The sequence below is a fragment of the Roseobacter sp. MH60115 genome, assembly GCF_015644665.1.
Lineage (GTDB): Bacteria > Pseudomonadota > Alphaproteobacteria > Rhodobacterales > Rhodobacteraceae > Roseobacter.
In genome coordinates this window covers 487,307-503,281 of the sequence record NZ_JADOBQ010000001.1, presented here as the reverse complement: position 1 = coordinate 503,281, position 15,975 = coordinate 487,307, and the positions used below count along the sequence as shown (strand labels likewise).

The 15,975-nt window shown below is 61.9% G+C and carries 14 protein-coding genes; 10 read left to right on the top strand and 4 right to left on the bottom strand.

The genetic code is table 11. From position 1 onward, the window contains the following. Positions 1 to 40: 40 nt before the first annotated feature. The gene (locus tag ISX84_RS02365; RefSeq protein WP_195818712.1) at positions 41 to 1,024 is read right to left on the bottom strand and encodes a sugar ABC transporter substrate-binding protein; all 984 of its coding nucleotides are present in this window, start codon (positions 1,022 to 1,024) and stop codon (positions 41 to 43) included. 228 nt (positions 1,025 to 1,252) lie between these two features. Between ISX84_RS02365 and ISX84_RS02360 the strand changes: the two genes are divergently transcribed. Then, positions 1,253 to 1,915: an SGNH/GDSL hydrolase family protein gene (locus tag ISX84_RS02360; RefSeq protein WP_195818711.1), complete on the top strand. Its 663-nt coding sequence runs from the start codon at positions 1,253 to 1,255 to the stop codon at positions 1,913 to 1,915. A gap of 27 nt (positions 1,916 to 1,942) precedes the next feature. Next, positions 1,943 to 2,965 carry an ROK family transcriptional regulator gene (locus ISX84_RS02355; protein ID WP_195818710.1) on the top strand — a complete coding sequence of 341 codons (1,023 nt, stop codon included), beginning with the start codon at positions 1,943 to 1,945 and terminating at the stop codon, positions 2,963 to 2,965. A gap of 96 nt (positions 2,966 to 3,061) precedes the next feature. Here the strand turns inward: ISX84_RS02355 and ISX84_RS02350 are convergent, their stop codons facing one another. Both ISX84_RS02350 and ISX84_RS02345 read right to left on the bottom strand, forming a co-directional pair. Next, entirely contained in the window at positions 3,062 to 6,691 is a 3,630-nt protein-coding gene (locus tag ISX84_RS02350; protein ID WP_195818709.1) for a discoidin domain-containing protein, read from the bottom strand. A 530-nt stretch (positions 6,692 to 7,221) separates the two neighbouring features. Next, on the bottom strand, positions 7,222 to 8,832 hold the full coding sequence (locus ISX84_RS02345; protein ID WP_195818708.1) for a GspE/PulE family protein: 1,611 nt from the start codon (positions 8,830 to 8,832) through the stop codon (positions 7,222 to 7,224). Positions 8,833 to 9,052: 220 nt separating this feature from the next. On the opposite strand from ISX84_RS02345, the gene ISX84_RS02340 reads away from it, so the two are divergent. The 8 genes from ISX84_RS02340 to ISX84_RS02305 are packed head-to-tail and all read left to right on the top strand — an operon-like array spanning position 9,053 to position 15,483. Then, positions 9,053 to 9,964 (top strand): hypothetical protein, encoded by a 912-nt coding sequence (locus ISX84_RS02340; protein WP_195818707.1) that lies wholly within the window; start codon positions 9,053 to 9,055, stop codon positions 9,962 to 9,964. Further along, complete coding sequence (locus tag ISX84_RS02335; protein WP_195818706.1) at positions 9,961 to 10,521, top strand: GspMb/PilO family protein; 561 nt, start codon at positions 9,961 to 9,963, stop codon at positions 10,519 to 10,521. Before ISX84_RS02340 ends, ISX84_RS02335 begins: the two co-directional genes overlap by 4 nt. After that, on the top strand, positions 10,518 to 11,015 hold the full coding sequence (locus tag ISX84_RS02330; RefSeq protein WP_195818705.1) for a hypothetical protein: 498 nt from the start codon (positions 10,518 to 10,520) through the stop codon (positions 11,013 to 11,015). Before ISX84_RS02335 ends, ISX84_RS02330 begins: the two co-directional genes overlap by 4 nt. 18 nt (positions 11,016 to 11,033) lie before the next feature. Further along, positions 11,034 to 13,031 carry a type II secretion system secretin GspD gene (gene gspD, locus ISX84_RS02325; RefSeq protein ID WP_195818704.1) on the top strand — a complete coding sequence of 666 codons (1,998 nt, stop codon included), beginning with the start codon at positions 11,034 to 11,036 and terminating at the stop codon, positions 13,029 to 13,031. Further along, entirely contained in the window at positions 13,031 to 14,248 is a 1,218-nt protein-coding gene (locus tag ISX84_RS02320; RefSeq protein WP_195818703.1) for a type II secretion system F family protein, read from the top strand. The genes gspD and ISX84_RS02320 overlap by 1 nt, the downstream gene beginning before the upstream one ends. Next, positions 14,232 to 14,612, top strand: coding sequence for a prepilin-type N-terminal cleavage/methylation domain-containing protein (locus ISX84_RS02315; protein WP_195818702.1), 381 nt, complete (start codon positions 14,232 to 14,234; stop codon positions 14,610 to 14,612). The genes ISX84_RS02320 and ISX84_RS02315 overlap by 17 nt, the downstream gene beginning before the upstream one ends. After that, positions 14,609 to 14,956, top strand: coding sequence for a type II secretion system protein (locus ISX84_RS02310; protein ID WP_195818701.1), 348 nt, complete (start codon positions 14,609 to 14,611; stop codon positions 14,954 to 14,956). Before ISX84_RS02315 ends, ISX84_RS02310 begins: the two co-directional genes overlap by 4 nt. Further along, on the top strand, positions 14,953 to 15,483 hold the full coding sequence (locus ISX84_RS02305; protein WP_195818700.1) for a prepilin-type N-terminal cleavage/methylation domain-containing protein: 531 nt from the start codon (positions 14,953 to 14,955) through the stop codon (positions 15,481 to 15,483). Before ISX84_RS02310 ends, ISX84_RS02305 begins: the two co-directional genes overlap by 4 nt. Here the strand turns inward: ISX84_RS02305 and gspG are convergent, their stop codons facing one another. Next, a complete protein-coding gene (gene gspG, locus ISX84_RS02300) occupies positions 15,484 to 15,918 on the bottom strand; it encodes a type II secretion system major pseudopilin GspG (protein WP_326838688.1) in 435 nt (144 codons plus the stop codon). Between the last annotated feature and the right edge of the window lie 57 nt (positions 15,919 to 15,975).

Here is a 15,975-nt window from a genome sequence, read left to right as displayed (position 1 = left end):
CGAGCCTCTTTGACGGTTCAGCAGGGTCTGGGGGCGGCGCTTAGGACGCGCCGCGCACGCCTGCATGTTTGCGGTTCACGTCAAGCGTCGCATCCACATTGGATTGGTCGATCACCAGCGGCCCGGTTTTCACGTGCCCGATGGGCTGCAGCCCGTAGTTCAGATACTGAAACGCCACCTGCATCGACATGAAGCCCTGCAGATAGGGTTGCTGATCCATCGCAAAGGCCAGATCACCGGACTGGATCGCCAGCAGCGCCTCGTTTGACAGATCTGCGGTGCCGACCATCACGTTGCCCTTGCGCCCGACCTCGTCAACAGCGCGCAACGCCGACATCGCAGGCACCGCGTTCAGCGTGTAAATCCCGTCGATGCCGGGATTGGCCTGCAACGTGCCCTTGATGGCCTGCGTCATCGCCTGCGGGTTGGTGGCATCGCCTGTGCCAATGGTCTGATAGATGGTCTCAACGCCAGCCTCCTCCATCGCTGCGACGTAGCCATTGCACCGCTCCTCCACGGTCGGGTTGCCAGGCACCTGGTTGAAGCAGAGCCCGAGTGTCACGCCAGCCTCGGCCTGAATTTCACCGGCTTTGAAGCCCATCTGAAAAGGGTCCTCGCCGATAAACCCGATGGAGCCGTTCTGCTTCCACAGCGTCTGCCCGGAGTTATGGATGAGCACGGGAATGCCGGACGCGGTGGCCTCTTTGATCAGCGGGTCCATACCGTCAGGGAAGAACTCGCCCACCAGCAACATGCGCGGGTTGCGGCTGATCGCCTGTTGCAGCAGGCGGGGGTAGTCACTTGTCATGTTCGATGTGTCGGTCACGGCGATAAATTGGTAGTCGAGCCCGAAGGTCTCAGCCCCGTCATCAAAGCCCTGCTTCACGGCTGCAAAGAACGGCCAGGACAGCGGGCCGCTGATCACGAGGATCGGGCCCTCATCATCGGCCAGCACGGACGATACGCCACCAAACCCCAGCACAACTGCTGCGATGGCGGCTTTGATCTTTCCGATAAGTTTCATCTGTTCCTCCCCTGTTTTCGCCCGTCGTCCTGCGGCCAATTCACGTGGGTCAGGACGCGGCTTACATCATAAGCAGCCTGAATTCAGATATGATGTCAATAATAATAATTCAGAATGAATGATTATTGACGGATTGCCCCCAGCACCCTAGCCTCAAACCAGAAGCGCTCTGGCGCCAAAAAAGAAAACCATTTTAATTGAGTGCCTTATATAGGCTCGGAGTGATCGATGAGGACAGTGCTCTGCTACGGAGACTCGAACACTTACGGGCAAACAACAGCAAGTCTACCCGACGACAGATACCCGCATGACGTCCGTTGGCCGGGCGTGCTCAGACGTGAATTGGGCGAGGAGTGGATGGTGATCGAAGAGGGTTTGAGCGGGCGCACCACCGTCAGCGACGACCCCATCGAAGGGGCCGAGAAGAACGGGCGCACCTATCTGCGCCCCTGTATCATGAGCCACAAGCCGCTGGATCTTGTGATCCTCATGCTGGGCACAAATGACCTCAAGATCCGCTTTAACAAGACGCCGGGCGAGATTGCTATGGGGATCGGCGCTCTGATTTCCGACATCAAATCCATGCCAGCGGGCCTCAATGGCCGGGTGCCCGAGATGCTCGTCGTCGCCCCGCCGCCAACGGCCATGGATCTGAAGGACTGGTCCGGTGTCTTTCAGGACGCGCAGGAGAAGTCGCGCGCCTTGGCGGCCGAATACGAGCGCATCGCGGACATGCACGAGGTGCATTTTTTTGACGCCGCCCTGGTGGTGCGCTCCAGCGACGATGATGGGTTTCACCTCGATGTCGCGGCGCATCTCGCGCTGGGGCAGGCCATCGCGGAAGAGGTCGCGGCCATTGGCTGGCTGCCGCAGGCGCAGCCCGGTGCATAACACGCAGATAAGCATCGGAGACTGACCATGCCCGACATGAGATTTGCCCCCCCACCCGCCGTGCGCGTCTCAAGCACCGCCAGCGGCATGAATCAGGTGCTGGCGCGCACGCTGAACGAACGGTTGATCACCTCGCTTTTGCTACGCAACGACGGCATGACCCGGCTGCAGCTCGGGCAAGAAAGCGGTCTCTCAGCGCAAACGATATCGGTCATTGTCCGCGCGCTTGAGGCGGATAATCTGATCGTGAAAGGCGAGGCCGTGCGCGGGCGCGTCGGCCCGCCGACCGTCCCGATCATTCTGAACCCGGACGGAGCGTTTTCGCTGGGCATCAACGTCGGGCCGGATCAGTTGAGCGGCGCCATTGTCAATTTCACCGGGCAGATCGTGCAGACGCAACAGGCCCCCCTGCCTGATCATGCCCCCCTTGGTACGGCACTGACCGACATGGTGGATCAGCTGATGGACAGCTGCGCGCCCAAGACGCGCAAGCTGATCGCGGGTGTAGGCGTGACGCTATCAGATGATTTCGACGATCAGGAAGACGTAGTGCGGGATATCGAGGCGCTGTTGGAATGCCACACGCAGTTGGAGACCTTCATTCAGAACGATGTCACAGCGCTGGCCAGTGCAGAGACACTGTTTGGCGCCACGCGGCGGACGGGGGATTTCCTCTATTGCTATCTCGACACCTGCCTGCACCCGCGGCTTTGCCTGAGCGGGCGGATTCATTCTGGTCAGACCCCGCCGCCCTTTCACATCACCCCACCAAGCCCCGATCATCCCGATGCCGACTGGATCACCGCCGCCTCACAAGCGGTGGTGGGGATGATCAGCGCCGCCTCCTTTCTGGCGCGCATTCCCACGGTTGTGCTGGCCTCCCATGTGCCGGAGCAGCACATCTCCGCTCTAATTGAGGCAACCAGCGAGGCTCTTTCGCCAGACGTTACGCTGCTCCCAAGCTGCTTTGGCCAGGATGCCCTCGCGGCCGGGGCGGCCGCCTTGCCCCTGCACCCTAAATTCATGTCGCAGTCGGACACCGCGATGTAACCCCGCAAAGCCATCTGCAGAAAAAAGCGGCCCCGCATCGGGAGGCCGCTCTTGCCTTTGGGGCGACCGAAGCCGCCCCAAATCTGAACCACAAGCTTAAATGTTGTCGAAGTTCAGCGTATAGGTCTCATTGCCGATCTTCGCCTGCACACAGAAGCTCTGCGTCTCACATCCCGGAAGGGTTTTTGAGACAATCACGCTCTGCGGTTTCAGCGCGTCCTTGGGGTCTGGATGATCCAGCGCGCCTTGGAAGAGGAACGCCCGCGTGTCTTCGCTGACAGGCTCCGGCGGCTCAAACCGCAGCAGACGGCGCACGTCGGTTCCGCGCTTGCGGTTGACCTGCGTGATCGTGTCCTCGTTCACGAACCGGCGGAAGTACGGATCATCGGCCATGAAGGACGGCGGCCCGAATTTCAGCTCCACATTGCCCGCCAGCGACGCCGCACTCATGCGCCCTTTTGCTTCGGCCTGCACATTGCCGCCCCGGAAGAGAATCATGCAACGCGGGGTGAAATCCACCGTGTTCACACCCGAGTATGTGACATCCACATGGTGACTTGTCCCGCCGTTGCGCGGCAGCGCGCAGGTCTGCACGTTGTCATACGGCGTGTACCAGAACTGCTGGATCTGCGAGGTTTTGCGCGGCCCGGTATCGCCATTCACATGTCGCGTCCGGAAATCATCGACAATGATGAAGTTGCCGTTGGGAAGCGCGACCTTGTAGCGGATCGCCTTGTCCATCCAGCCGCCCTCGATGCTCTTGCCATAGACTTCAGACGCATCGAAGTAGACACCCTGCAGGCCGGTGGCCCCTTCCAGCGTGCTGATCTCAAAGGTGTCGCCCGTGGCGTGCTTACCAAAGATCTGGCCCATATGGGTCTGTCCGGGGCGCGCGAACCAATTGTCGGTGAACTGCGCATCCGGCACGATCAGCGAATTCGCCCCAACCGCAAAACCATCGTAGTAGTTCTGCACGATCCGGTCCTCGGCGACATCCCGATAGAAGCTGACAACCGGGCCGGTGGCCTTGATGTTGGTGCCAATCTCCAGCCACCCGTCGGTGCCATTGGCCCCGTTGCCCGACCGCTCTTCAACAAAGAGACGGTGCCTGCTGTACTGCAGCGCATCCCCTTCGACGGAAGCCGTCCGGTCATCGCCGTACCACAGCAGGTCGCCGCCACCCCTTTGCGTGAAGCGGATCTCGTCAATGCCAAAGCTCGCCTCCCGGAAGAGATGCAGCCCGCTACCCTGCAGGAAAGTGATCGAACCCACACCCTTGCCGCCGTTCACAACGCGGTTCCAGTGATGCGGCTTGATATCACCAAAGGCTGTCAGCGGGATCTTGATGTGATGCCAACCGTTTGCATCGGGTGTGGTGTTTTTCATCCACGCCCCAATGGACATGCGCTGGGTCTTCCCGGCGACGTTCAGCACAATGAAGGCCTTGTCCATATTGACGTTTTTCACCGGCTTGGCAAAGAACTCCAACGTGTCTGCGGCGCTGGTCAGCGGCACATGCCCCTTGGACCCTCTCACCTGATAGTAGTTGTACCCTTTGGTGAAATCGCCATAGCCCGTGTCATCGATGAAGCGGCTGCCATGCACCGACCATTTGACATCAAAGCAATCCAGCTCCCGATGCGGGAAATTGTTGGGCACACAGCTCATCGCCATCATGCTCTGGTTCGACTGCCGCACATGTGGCGTCGGGTTTTCACCACCCGCAGCCCAGGTTTGGCGGCCCGTGTCCACCCGGAACACGGATTCGTTGAAGGGGAAATCCGCCGCATAGCTATCAGCCAGCAGACCATCGCCGCAGGCTTCCACGTCGGAATACCAATCCCGCGCCAGATGCGCCCCCATCAACATCGGGGTCGACAGGCCATCGTCAAAATAGTGGTTGGCAAAGAACCGCGCCGCGACGCATTGCTGCGCTGTCGTCAACTCGGTCGTACCGGGCGCATCAAGGCCGATCATTTCCCGCCAGAGCATCAGATCAAGCGGAATGGCGTTGCGAATGCCCTGACTTTTCCAGGCATCGCCAAAGTTCACCGTGTGCCCGTCGGGCGCGGTGGCATTCACATACCATTCCGCCGTGTCCGACCCGATGCCCCATTTCATGGCATGCATCGGCTCGCCAATCGTGCGCATGTAGAAGTGGTTGATCGCACCGGTCGAGGCATAGTCGGTCGCCATATACCCTCCGCCCTCCTGATACATGCCCTCATCCATGTAGATCCGGCGGTGATTCCACGAAAACTTCAGAACATTCCCCAAAAGCTCTTTGGCCATCTGCTCATAGCCCGGCTCGTCATAAACCAGTGTGGCAAAGCGCAGCGCGGATTCGCCTAAGATAGAATTCCAGTTGTTCTGGAGCGAGACCGTCCAATGGATCTTGTTCGCCGGATCAGACTGATCAAGATACATCTTGGCGTAGCTTGTCATGAAATCGAGCACTTCGGCCTTGTCGTCGGGCGTGGCCCAGAACTGGTTTTCATCCCAGTAGTAGTCCATGATCGCGGTCCACGGCCGGAACATGCGGATGACACCGAGGTCGAAGTAACACCCGTTGCCACCGTGATGCCACGCGTAGGGGCGCGGCACCGACTTGCCGTCAATCGCCGGGCAATTGTTCCGCGAATACGCCGGCGTGAGCTGGCGTTGGAAGTCACGGAATTCATAGCGGATGAACTTGCGTTTCAGCGCCCAGAGCTCACCTTCCACATGCATCGGCGTGTCGCTGTTGGCCTGTGAGAAGCGGCAGTTCGGATCGAACTGCAGACACCCATCAATCATGCGGATTAGGTGCAAGACCTGCATCGCACGGGTGCCGTTGCCCTTGGGCAGATCCTTGTCGCTCGCGTTCAGATTGACATCCAGATAGAAGCGCGCGGCGGGAATGTTGCGCAGCGTGTGCGGATAGGCCCAGCCCGCTTTCTTCATCCCGTAAGTGCGGTGATTGTAGATCGAGAAGACATTCTTGGTCGTCGCATAGCTGTAGTTTTCGCCGCGATAATCCGCTGCATTCACTGTCTCAAAGGGGTGGAAGTACGACCAATACTGCGCCTCATCCCCGTGCAGACGCGGGTGCGCGCGCGGCAGGTTTTCCTCGAACCGGTTCAACACCTGCGCGTTCAACTCAGTAATGCGGGCCTGAAAGGCCGGGTCAGCTTCGCCTTTCGGGAAATCGGCGTCCTGCAAGGGAAAGAAGTGCCGCGTGTCGACCTCGGGCCGATCTTCAGAGCCATAGACTTCGATCTCGCGGATTTTCGAGGCACCCCAGCGTTCAAGGCTTTCAAACCGGATGAACCGGGCTTTGACCGGCTGAGCGAGCGAGATCTCCTGCTTGATATGGGAATATTCAAGACCCCGACGCGTCGCGCCGAGGACATTCAGAAAGGTCTCGCCATCCTCCGAATACCACACCCGGAATTTGCGAATCGCCTGCGCGCGGTAGGCGCTGCCGGTGTGGATGCCAAGGCGGGTCACATAGGCCTCGCGGCCCAGATCAATGGTCACGGTCCGGTCCGTCGTTGCCTGATTGTCAAAGACAAAGGGGGCGTCATTGCTCATGTCGCCGTCGGTGATGCTGGCGAGCGTGCCAACAGTGGCTGCAACGTCGCTTGTCACAGGTTTTTGTGCCGACAGCAGCGTCTCCGCGGACAGGCCGCTGAGGGAGCTGCCACAGAATAGCGCGGCCATAGCCGTTAAAACGGTCTTGCGCATAGGGGTCTCCAGATTTTGATTTTGATGAGGGAGGGGGGTATCTTGAAAAGGTATTTTGACGTGAGAGTACGTCATCGATATCAGCGTGACCGCGCGCCGAAGCCGCAGACACGAGGTGTGTCGCTGACATGCCATAAGGCAACCGTCATGCCGCTTGGGGTACAAGCGCATAGATCACGTCAGCACTGGGCAAAATCTCCCCAGACTATTGGGGAAAACAAACTCCGGCCGGAATATTTCCGTGCCATGATGCCGAAGCTTGGCATTTGGTCAAACGCCATCCTCTGGCCCATGACCGCAGTCTTTCCCAAAATCCGACCCCGCGCCGGGCGCAGTCAAACCTCGGTTCTGTCAGCGTATCGACCATCTCAGCGAAATTCAACCAAAAGTTGAATTCCTGATCCATCAAAGCATATCTATTTTGACGGATCACAAAGCAACGCTGTGAGCACAGACTGCCCGGAGTCAAACCGGTCTGGCAACCCGGAAGCGCGCTGAAAATAAAGAAGATTTCATTAAAAATCAGATCTTTACTCTCGCGCGTCTGATCTGATACCCCCAATGATCTGCGACAGTTGCTGAGGCGCGGCCACCGCGCGAAACACCGGATCAGACGCGCGCTGTGCCATGCTGACAAAGCCATTTGCCTCGGCACAGCGGCGCAAGTCCGCAAGCGGCTGCGCGTCCGATATCGCCGCTGTCAGCTCTGGCGACATCTCCAACAGCTCCGCCAGAACCGTCCGCCCGGCCTGCCCCGTGTCCGCGCAAACCTCGCACCCCACCCCGCGACAGGCCGCACATGTCGTGGCCACCAACCGCTGCGACAGCACACCGCGCAATGTGGCGCTCAACAGATAGGAGGGCACGCCCAGATCGATCAGACGAGAGACGGCGGACGGCGCATCATTTGTGTGGATCGTCGACAACACCATCCGCCCAACCAGCGCGGCCCGCACGGCGATCTCGGCTGTCTCCGCATCCCGGATCTCCCCGACCATCACCACATCCGGGTCCTGCCGCAGAATGGCCCGCAGCGCGCGGGCAAATGTCATGTCAATCGCACTGTCGACCGGCACTTGCACCACACCCTTCAGCGCATATTCGATCGGATCCTCCACGCTGACAATCTTGCGGCTGCCGTCGTGAATATCCGTGAGCGCGGTATAGAGCGTCGTGGTTTTCCCGCTGCCCGTTGGACCGGCCACGAGGAACAGGCCGTTGGGTTGCCGCAGGATCGCCCGCAGCTGATCCACCATGCCCGCGTCATAGCCCAGCTGCGCCCAGTCCAGCTGCACCCGCGACCGGTCGAGAATCCGCAAGACGATGCTTTCGCCGAACTGACTCGGCAAGGTCGAGATCCGCAGGTCAATTGCACGACCCCGCACCGAGACCTGCGCCCGGCCGTCCTGCGGGCGACGCCGTTCGGAGATGTTCAGCCCGCCCATGATCTTGAGCCGCGAGACCGCCGCCGCGCGGCTGGCCTGCGGAATGGTGCCGCCGTCGCGCAACACCCCGTCGATGCGAAAGCGAATCGCAAAAGCACTCTCGCCTTCCTCGAAATGGATGTCCGACGCCCCGGCCCCCACCGCACGGCTGATGATGTCATTGACCAGCCGGATCACCGGCCCGCCATTCGCCAGCGCATTGAGCTTTTCGACATCCATGTCCGACGCGCTCATCGCAGCCTGATCGACCTCCGGCCACGTGAGGCCGTCTATCGCCGCCGCCAGAACCGCCGGAGGCACCAACGTCATCCGCACCTCCGCCTTGTGCCGAAAGGCCAGCGCCGCCAGCGCATCCTGCGCCCGTGGGTTCGCGCTGGCTACCTCCAGCACGCCGTCTTTCAGCTGCAGCGGCACCAGATCCGCCGACTTCAGAAACTCCCGACCAAGATCCAACTGCATCGCCAGATCAGCCTCCGGCGCAATGGTTGTTGAAAACGGCACGTCAATCTGTGTCGCGATGTCGCGGAACAGCAGCTCCTCTTCGATCAGCCCGAACTCCAGCAGGCTGCGCTCGACCGGAAGCCCAGTTTCGCGGCTCGCCGACAGGCACCGCTCGGCATCAGCCTCTGTCAGAGCATCCTTTGATATCAGCGATGCCACCAACGCGGCATCATCCATGGCCACAAGTGGGGTCAAGACGGGGTTCCGTAAAGGGGTTCCGTAAACATGTGAGAAGAATCAGCTTTGCGCTTTGAAAAGCATGGCCTAAAGTGGGGCCAATCACCAAGTATATTCCAATACTTCGAGCCACTTTTCCATGTCAAATCGTGAACCGTCCCGCTTTTTGCGGTGGTATCTCTCCGCTATGGGGAGCGTGCTGCCGCAATGGGTCAAAGCCGTCTTCCTGGGCCACCCAATGGCCCGCACTTGCAGTTTTACAGATGGCCGGGGTGATACCCCTGCGGGCAGTTTGCCCCTCGCCCTCCTGACCGGAGAGGCAGCCCCAGCGCGCGCGCCAACCCGCCGCGTGACGGATGCGGTTGTGCCGGGCCATCTGGTCCTGACCCGCCGCGTCAGCCTGCCCCGAAAGGCCGCAAGGCGCATGCACCAGATCGGCGCGCTGGACCTTCTGCAGAAAACACCGTTTCAAATGCATGAAATTCGTTGGGCCATCGGGCCGGTGCGGCGCGACAAAGAGCAGATCCACGTGACGCAGGTGATTGCGCTGCAGTCGGATCTGACCACGTGGCGCGCACGGATGCAGACCGCAAATCACCCCCTGAGGCGGCTCTATGCAACCGTCGACGGGCAGGACGTCCTGATCGCGGATTACAGCAAAGAGCTGCGCGGGTCTGGGCGCTTTTGGCCCGCGCTCAACGCGGCAGGCGCATTTGTCGCCGGCCTCTGCGCGCTCTATCTCTGGGCCTTAGCCGGTCTGCAGGCAAACGAAAAACTGGCAACTCTCACCCTCGAAATCACCCGACTGCAAGCCGAAGCTCTGAGGCTGCGGGAGGAGGTGGACCGCCTGCAAGCCGATCAGGACCAGCAGCAGGGTCTGCTGACCGGCATCACAACCGCGCCCCGATTGCTGGATGCTCTTACGGCTGCCACAGCCGCGCTGCCGGATCAGGTCTGGGTGTCGCAATATGTCTTCGACCCGGGTGGCACGCGCATGTTCGTGCAGGTGGACGGGTCTGCCGTTGACCTGCTCTATACCCTCGCGGATCAGGGGCATCTGCCAAACGCGCTGATGCAGGGCGAGGTTGACCGCACCCCGTCCGGTGCCGAAGAATTCTGGCTGCGGCATGATCCGGTCCCGCGCCCATGATCCAAGCCGCGCCCCGATATCTGGCCCCGGCCCTGACGGTTGCTCTGATCGCCCTTGTCTGGGCCGCATTGGCCACGCCTGCGCTGGAGTGGAAACGGCAAACCCTGCGCGACGCCACCCGTTCGGAGGCGACCTATCTGCGCCTGATCAGCGGGATCCGGGCGTTGCAGCAGGACCGCGCCGCGATCCAATCTGCTCCGGTCGAGGGGGCGATTTGGCGCCCAACCGACGGGCGCGCGGTCACGCTGGAGATGCAAGCCGCACTTGGAGAGTTGGCGCAGGAGGCCGGGCTGGCCTTCTCGGCCATCTCCCCAGCGCACTCCGACCTCACACTCGGGGCTGAGACCGTAACCCTCACCGTCGAGCTGCGCGCGCCTCTCGACGCGGTGCTCAGCTTCGTCAGTGCCGTCGAAACGCACATGCCGCCGTTGATCATCGACGCCGCAACCCTGAAACGGGCGCAGAGCGCGGGCGTCGAGACGGACCAGCCCGTGCTGCAGGCCGCTTTCCGCATCGTGGCCGCAACCGTGCAGGCCCCCGATGAGGCCCCAGAATGATGTCGCGCGGTCTCCCTCTGCTGGGCAGCCTCACCATCTGGGCACTGGCTGCCGCACTTGGTTGGCAGGTGTTGCAAGCCCGCCAAAGCCCGCTGCCCGACCCGCTGCGCCCTGCCCCAACAGCGCAACGCTCACCTGCGGGCACAGACCTGCAAGCCCCCGCACCAGCCCAAACACGGGATCTGTCAGAGCTGCTCGCCCGCCCGCTCTTCGCCCCGAACCGACGCCCATTGGCCACAGAACCGATGATTGAATCGACGCAGGAATTTCAACCTATTGCAGAAAATTCCACGTCTGATACGCTGCCCGCAGTTATAGTCTACGGTGTTGCCCTGAACGGTCAGCACAATAAAGCATTGTTATCAATCAATGACTCCGTGCCGGATTGGTACAGAGAAAAAGATATTATTGCAGGTTGGACGCTCTCCAAAATCGAAAATAACGGCGTCCTGTTGCAGTCCGACACATCGGAACTGCGGATCGAGCTTTATTGACGAAAGCGACGGACACTCATGGACATCGCATCCCGCAGGCTTGCTGCGGCAGTCACCCTTGTTGTGCTGAGCGCCTGCGCGCCCACCGACACAGGCACCCCATCGGCCAAGGCCCCGCTGCTGGCCAACGGATCCGGAACGCCGGGCGCGCGCGCAAATCGTGGCCCCCGACTGCCCTGGTTCGGACGCCGAAACGCAGACCGCCGCGTTATCGGCTCTGACACCTTCGTCAGCGACGCCGCACGCGGATCACAACCGCTGGTCGACGTGCAGGCCACCGGCGAGATTGTCCTGAACCTTGTCGATGTGCCCATCCCGCAGGCCGCCAAAGCGGTGCTGGCAGACGCTTTGGGCAAGAACTATTCGATTGACCCGGCCGTATCCGGCACGGTCACGCTGCAAACCACCCGGCCCCTGACCCGACGCGCCTTGCTCGACACGTTCCAGACCGTGCTCGAACTCAACGGCGCCACACTGCAAACAGCTGGTGACCTGATCACCATCGTGCCCGCTGAAGGGGCCACGCGCCGGATCTCCAGCGCCTCGGCGATTTCGGGCGCGGGCTCGCGCATCGTGGCGGTGCCGCTGCGCTACATCGGCACCGAAGAGATGATCCGCCTGCTGACCCCCATTGCCGGGCGACAGGTGCAATTGCAGTCTATCCCCAAGCGCAATGTCGTGCTGATCTCCGGCACCCGGGGCGACATCAACGCCGCCATCGAGGCCGTGAACCTCTTCGATGTGGATGTGCTCAAAGGCAAATCGGTTGGGCTCTTCACCGTAAAATCCACAACGCCCGAAGCCATGGTCGAAGAGTTGAACCTGATCTTCGAGACCGGCGAAGGCGGCAGCCTCGAAAATGTCGTCTCCTTTCTGCCGTCACAGCAGTTGGGCGCGGTGATCGTCGTCTCGACCCGCTCCAAGTACCTCGCGCAGGCCGAACGCTGGATCCGCGACCTTGACCGTGCCGCCGAAGGCGCGCAGCGGCAACCGTCGGTTTTCCCTCTGCAACACCGCAACGCCGAGGAACTGGCGCCCATTCTCATCGAGATGATGGCCCAGGCCTCCGGCGGTGAGGACAGTGAGACCGAAGCCGCCGCCCGCATCGTGGCCGACACCGGCCGCAATGCCCTGCTGGTGATGGGCACAAGGTCCGAACAGGAGGCGGTCGCGCGGCTGATCCAGACGCTTGATACAACACCCGTGCAGGTGCTGCTGGAGGCCACAATTGCCGAGGTCACCCTGAACGACGAACTGGATTTCGGCCTGCGCTGGTTCTTCCAGCAGGGCGATTTTTCCGCCACCTTCTCCAATCTGGAAAACGGCGCTGTGACGGGCAGTTTCCCCGGTCTCTCGGTGCTGTTTGAGGGTGGCACGTCCACGAAGGTGGCGCTCTCCGCCATCAGCGCCGTGACGGATGTGGAGGTTGTCTCCTCCCCCAGCCTGCTGGTCCTCGACAATCAGGAAGCGCGGCTGCAGATCGGCGATCAGGTGCCCATCGCCACCCGCGAGGTGCGCGACACCGATGACCCGGATGGGCCGGTGATCAACTCGATTTCCCTGCGCGATACCGGGGTCATCCTGTCGGTCAAACCCCGGACTTCGAACAGCGGTCTCGTCACGCTTGAGATCGAGCAGGAGGTCTCGGGTGTGTCCACCACCTCTTCCTCGGGGATCGATTCTCCCACCATTTCCACCCGTCAGCTGCAAACCTCCGTAGTGGTCGGCGATGGGGAGACCATCGCCATGGGCGGGCTCATTCAGGAAGACCGCGAGGTCGGGCGCACCAAAGTGCCGGGCGCGGGTGATCTACCGATCATCGGCACGCTGTTCCGCAGCAAGTCGGACAAGGTGCGCAAGACCGAGCTGCTGATCCTGATCACACCCCGGATCGTGAACAATGGCCATGACGCCCGCAGCGTGACCAATGAGCTGCGCAGGCGCATCCGGGGCGCGGAAAACCTTGTGCAAACCGGCATCCGCACCCCAAAGGTCGGGCACCGGATTGTCGAGTGATGCCGCGGTTTTCATACGAGGCATTTGACGCCTCCGGCCAAATCTCCAAAGGCGATCTGGAGGCCGCCTCCGAGGCCGCAGCCCTCTCGGCCCTTGCAAGCCGGGGGGTCACCCCCATTAGCCTGAAAAGCGGCGCGGCACAAGAACCGTGGTGGGCGCGCGAAATCTCCCTGACGGGCACCGCGCACACTCACAAAAGCGCCGAGGTGGAGCGTTTCTTCGCCAGTTTCGCCGCGCTGATGGCAGCCAAACTGCCGCTGGTGGACAGCCTGAGGTTCTGCGCCAAGCAATCGGGTGACCTACGCATGCGGCGCAGCCTGACCCGCGTTGCGCAATCGGTTGAAAACGGTGCCACATTGCGGACCGCGCTGCAGGACGAAAACGGCTTGTTCGCCGACCGTCTCGTCACGCTTGTGGACATTGGCGAGGCCTCCAACACCCTGCCCGACATCGCGCAGCGCATCGCCGAACTGCTGCAGGCCGAGGCCGTGTTCTATCGCGAGATCCGCGGCGTCATGGTCTACCCGGTGATCCTATTGATCACCGCGGCGGTGGTGATGGGGGTACTGGTCTTCTATCTGGTGCCCACACTTGCGCCGGTCTTCGCCAGTGCGGGGGCGACGCTCCCCCTACCCCTAAAGATGATGCTCGCCATCCGATCAGCGCTGCTGGACCACTGGCTGATCACTCTGGCCATCCCGATCATGGCGGGTGCGGTGCTGCTTCTCTGCCGCAAGGCGCTTGTCGCCGGTCTGGCCCCCCTGTTGAGGCGCCTGCCCTTTGTGGGCCCGATGATGGTGCAGCACACAACGCTCGAGGTCTGCCGCAACCTGCACCTGATGCTAAGCAGCGGGGCCACCCTGACCACCGCCATCGCCACCACGCGGGACGCCGCCCACGCCCCCCGCACCGCCGAGATGATGCGCCGCGCGCTGCAGGATGTGCAATCCGGCGCGTCTTTGTCGGATCACCTGAGCGCCGCGCAGGAGTTTGACCCCATCGCCGCCGCGATGATCCGCGCAGGCGAGCAGTCCGATCAGCTCAGCGCGGTTTTGGGTCGGATCTCCACCGATCTGACCCAGCGCGCGACACGCCTGCTGAAACAGGTGGTGCAGCTGATCACGCCGGTGATGACCCTGCTGATCGGCGGTGGCATCGGCATGGTCGTGCTGTCGACCATCTCCGCCATCATGGATCTCAATGACCTCGCCTTCTGACGCCCGCCTCGGCCTGTCGCTGCTGGAGGTGCTGGTCGTGCTGGCCATCACGGGCCTGATCATCGGCATCGCGGCTCCAGCGATGCGCGCGCCCCCACGCCATCTGGCCCTGCAAGAGCAGATCGCCCTGCTGGAGCAAGAGGCGCTTGCCATCCGTCTGGCAGCCATTCGCAACGGACAAGCGGAGCCTTGGCATCCGGATGGTCCGACATGCTCCGGCGCGCCCACCCTCGCCATCCTCTACCTGCCGGATGGGTCAGCCCTGGGCGCGCCCTTCTGCCTACGCCGAGACGACCAGGATTTTTGGCTGACCGTGGCCCCTCTGACCGGGCGCGTGCGGCCAGCGGAGGCTGAGCCGCAATGAGACGGGGCAGACGCGGGTTTAGCCTGCTCGAAGTGCTCTTGGCCTTTGTGATAATGGCGCTGGTCTTTGCCGTGCTCTTGCCCGGGCAAGGCGACCTTCTGGCGCGCGCGCAACGCTCCAACGATCAGTTGCTGGCGGCGGACCTTCTCAGCTCCCTGACGGCCCTTGAGCGCGTCGAGGGCATGGCAGATACATCGCTTGCACTGCCACCGGGCTGGGAGACCCAACGCACAGCCCAACCGACCATCCTCCACGGGGTGTCTGGAACCACGGTGAGCTTCCGTGTCTATGGCCCCTATGGCCGACTTTTGGCAGACCGCACGCTTTGGAGGCCCGCGCGATGATGCGACGGCGTCTCGGCCTCACACTGCTTGAGCTGCTGATCTCCCTTCTGCTCCTGGCGATGATCTCGACCGCTATGGCCTCCGTCACCGGCTATGCCGTCCGTCTCTTTGACCGCAGCGAGGGCCTCCGCGACCGGTCCGAACAGATGCACCATCGGACCCTGCTGCGCGGCTGGATTGTCCGGGCGGCAGCCTCCGAGTTCACAGGCACGCCCGATGCGCTGACCTTCCGCACACGCAGCGACACCGCACTAGCCTGGACGACGGGCCTGCTGCATGTCCGACTGATACCCACCGAAGCTGGTGCAGAGTTGCTGGTTGGCGATGTCCCCGACACAGCCCAACACCGCTTGCATCTGTCCGACACCAACCTGCGCCTCAGCTACTTTGGAAAGAAGGAAGGCGAGACAGGCTGGCATGAGACATGGACCGGGCAAGACACCCTGCCGCTCCTTATCCGCATCTCGGGCACAGACCCCGCGCTGCGGGCGGGTTTCATCGCCATGCCGCGCCTCTCGGCCGAGTGATCAATTCGGCAAATCCGCGTCTTCGCCGCTGCCACCGGCCACGCCGTCCCGCCCCAGACTGGTGATCTGGAAATCTCGCGCGTCTGACGGCGCCTCATAGATGTAGTCCCGCCCCCAGGGGTCGATCAACGCCGTGATCGTCTCCAAATACGGGCCGTTCCACCGGCTGAGGCCTGCAGGCGCCTGAAACAGCACCGACAGCCCTTCGGCACCAGAAGGGTAGCGGCCTGCGTCGATGTAGAACAGCTGCACGGCGTTGCGCAGCTGATCGATCTGCAGCGCTGCAGTTTCAGTCTTCGCCTGCCCAAGATACCCGATCAACCGCGGCCCAACGACAGCCGCGATCATCGCGATAATGGACAGGACAATAAGCACCTCAAGTATGGTCGCGCCAGCACGACGACCCCATCGGCGCCGATAAACGGTCCGGGTCACATGTCACCTGTAATCTTGTGGAATATCTATGGGTTGATCCTTGCGCAAAGCGCGTGG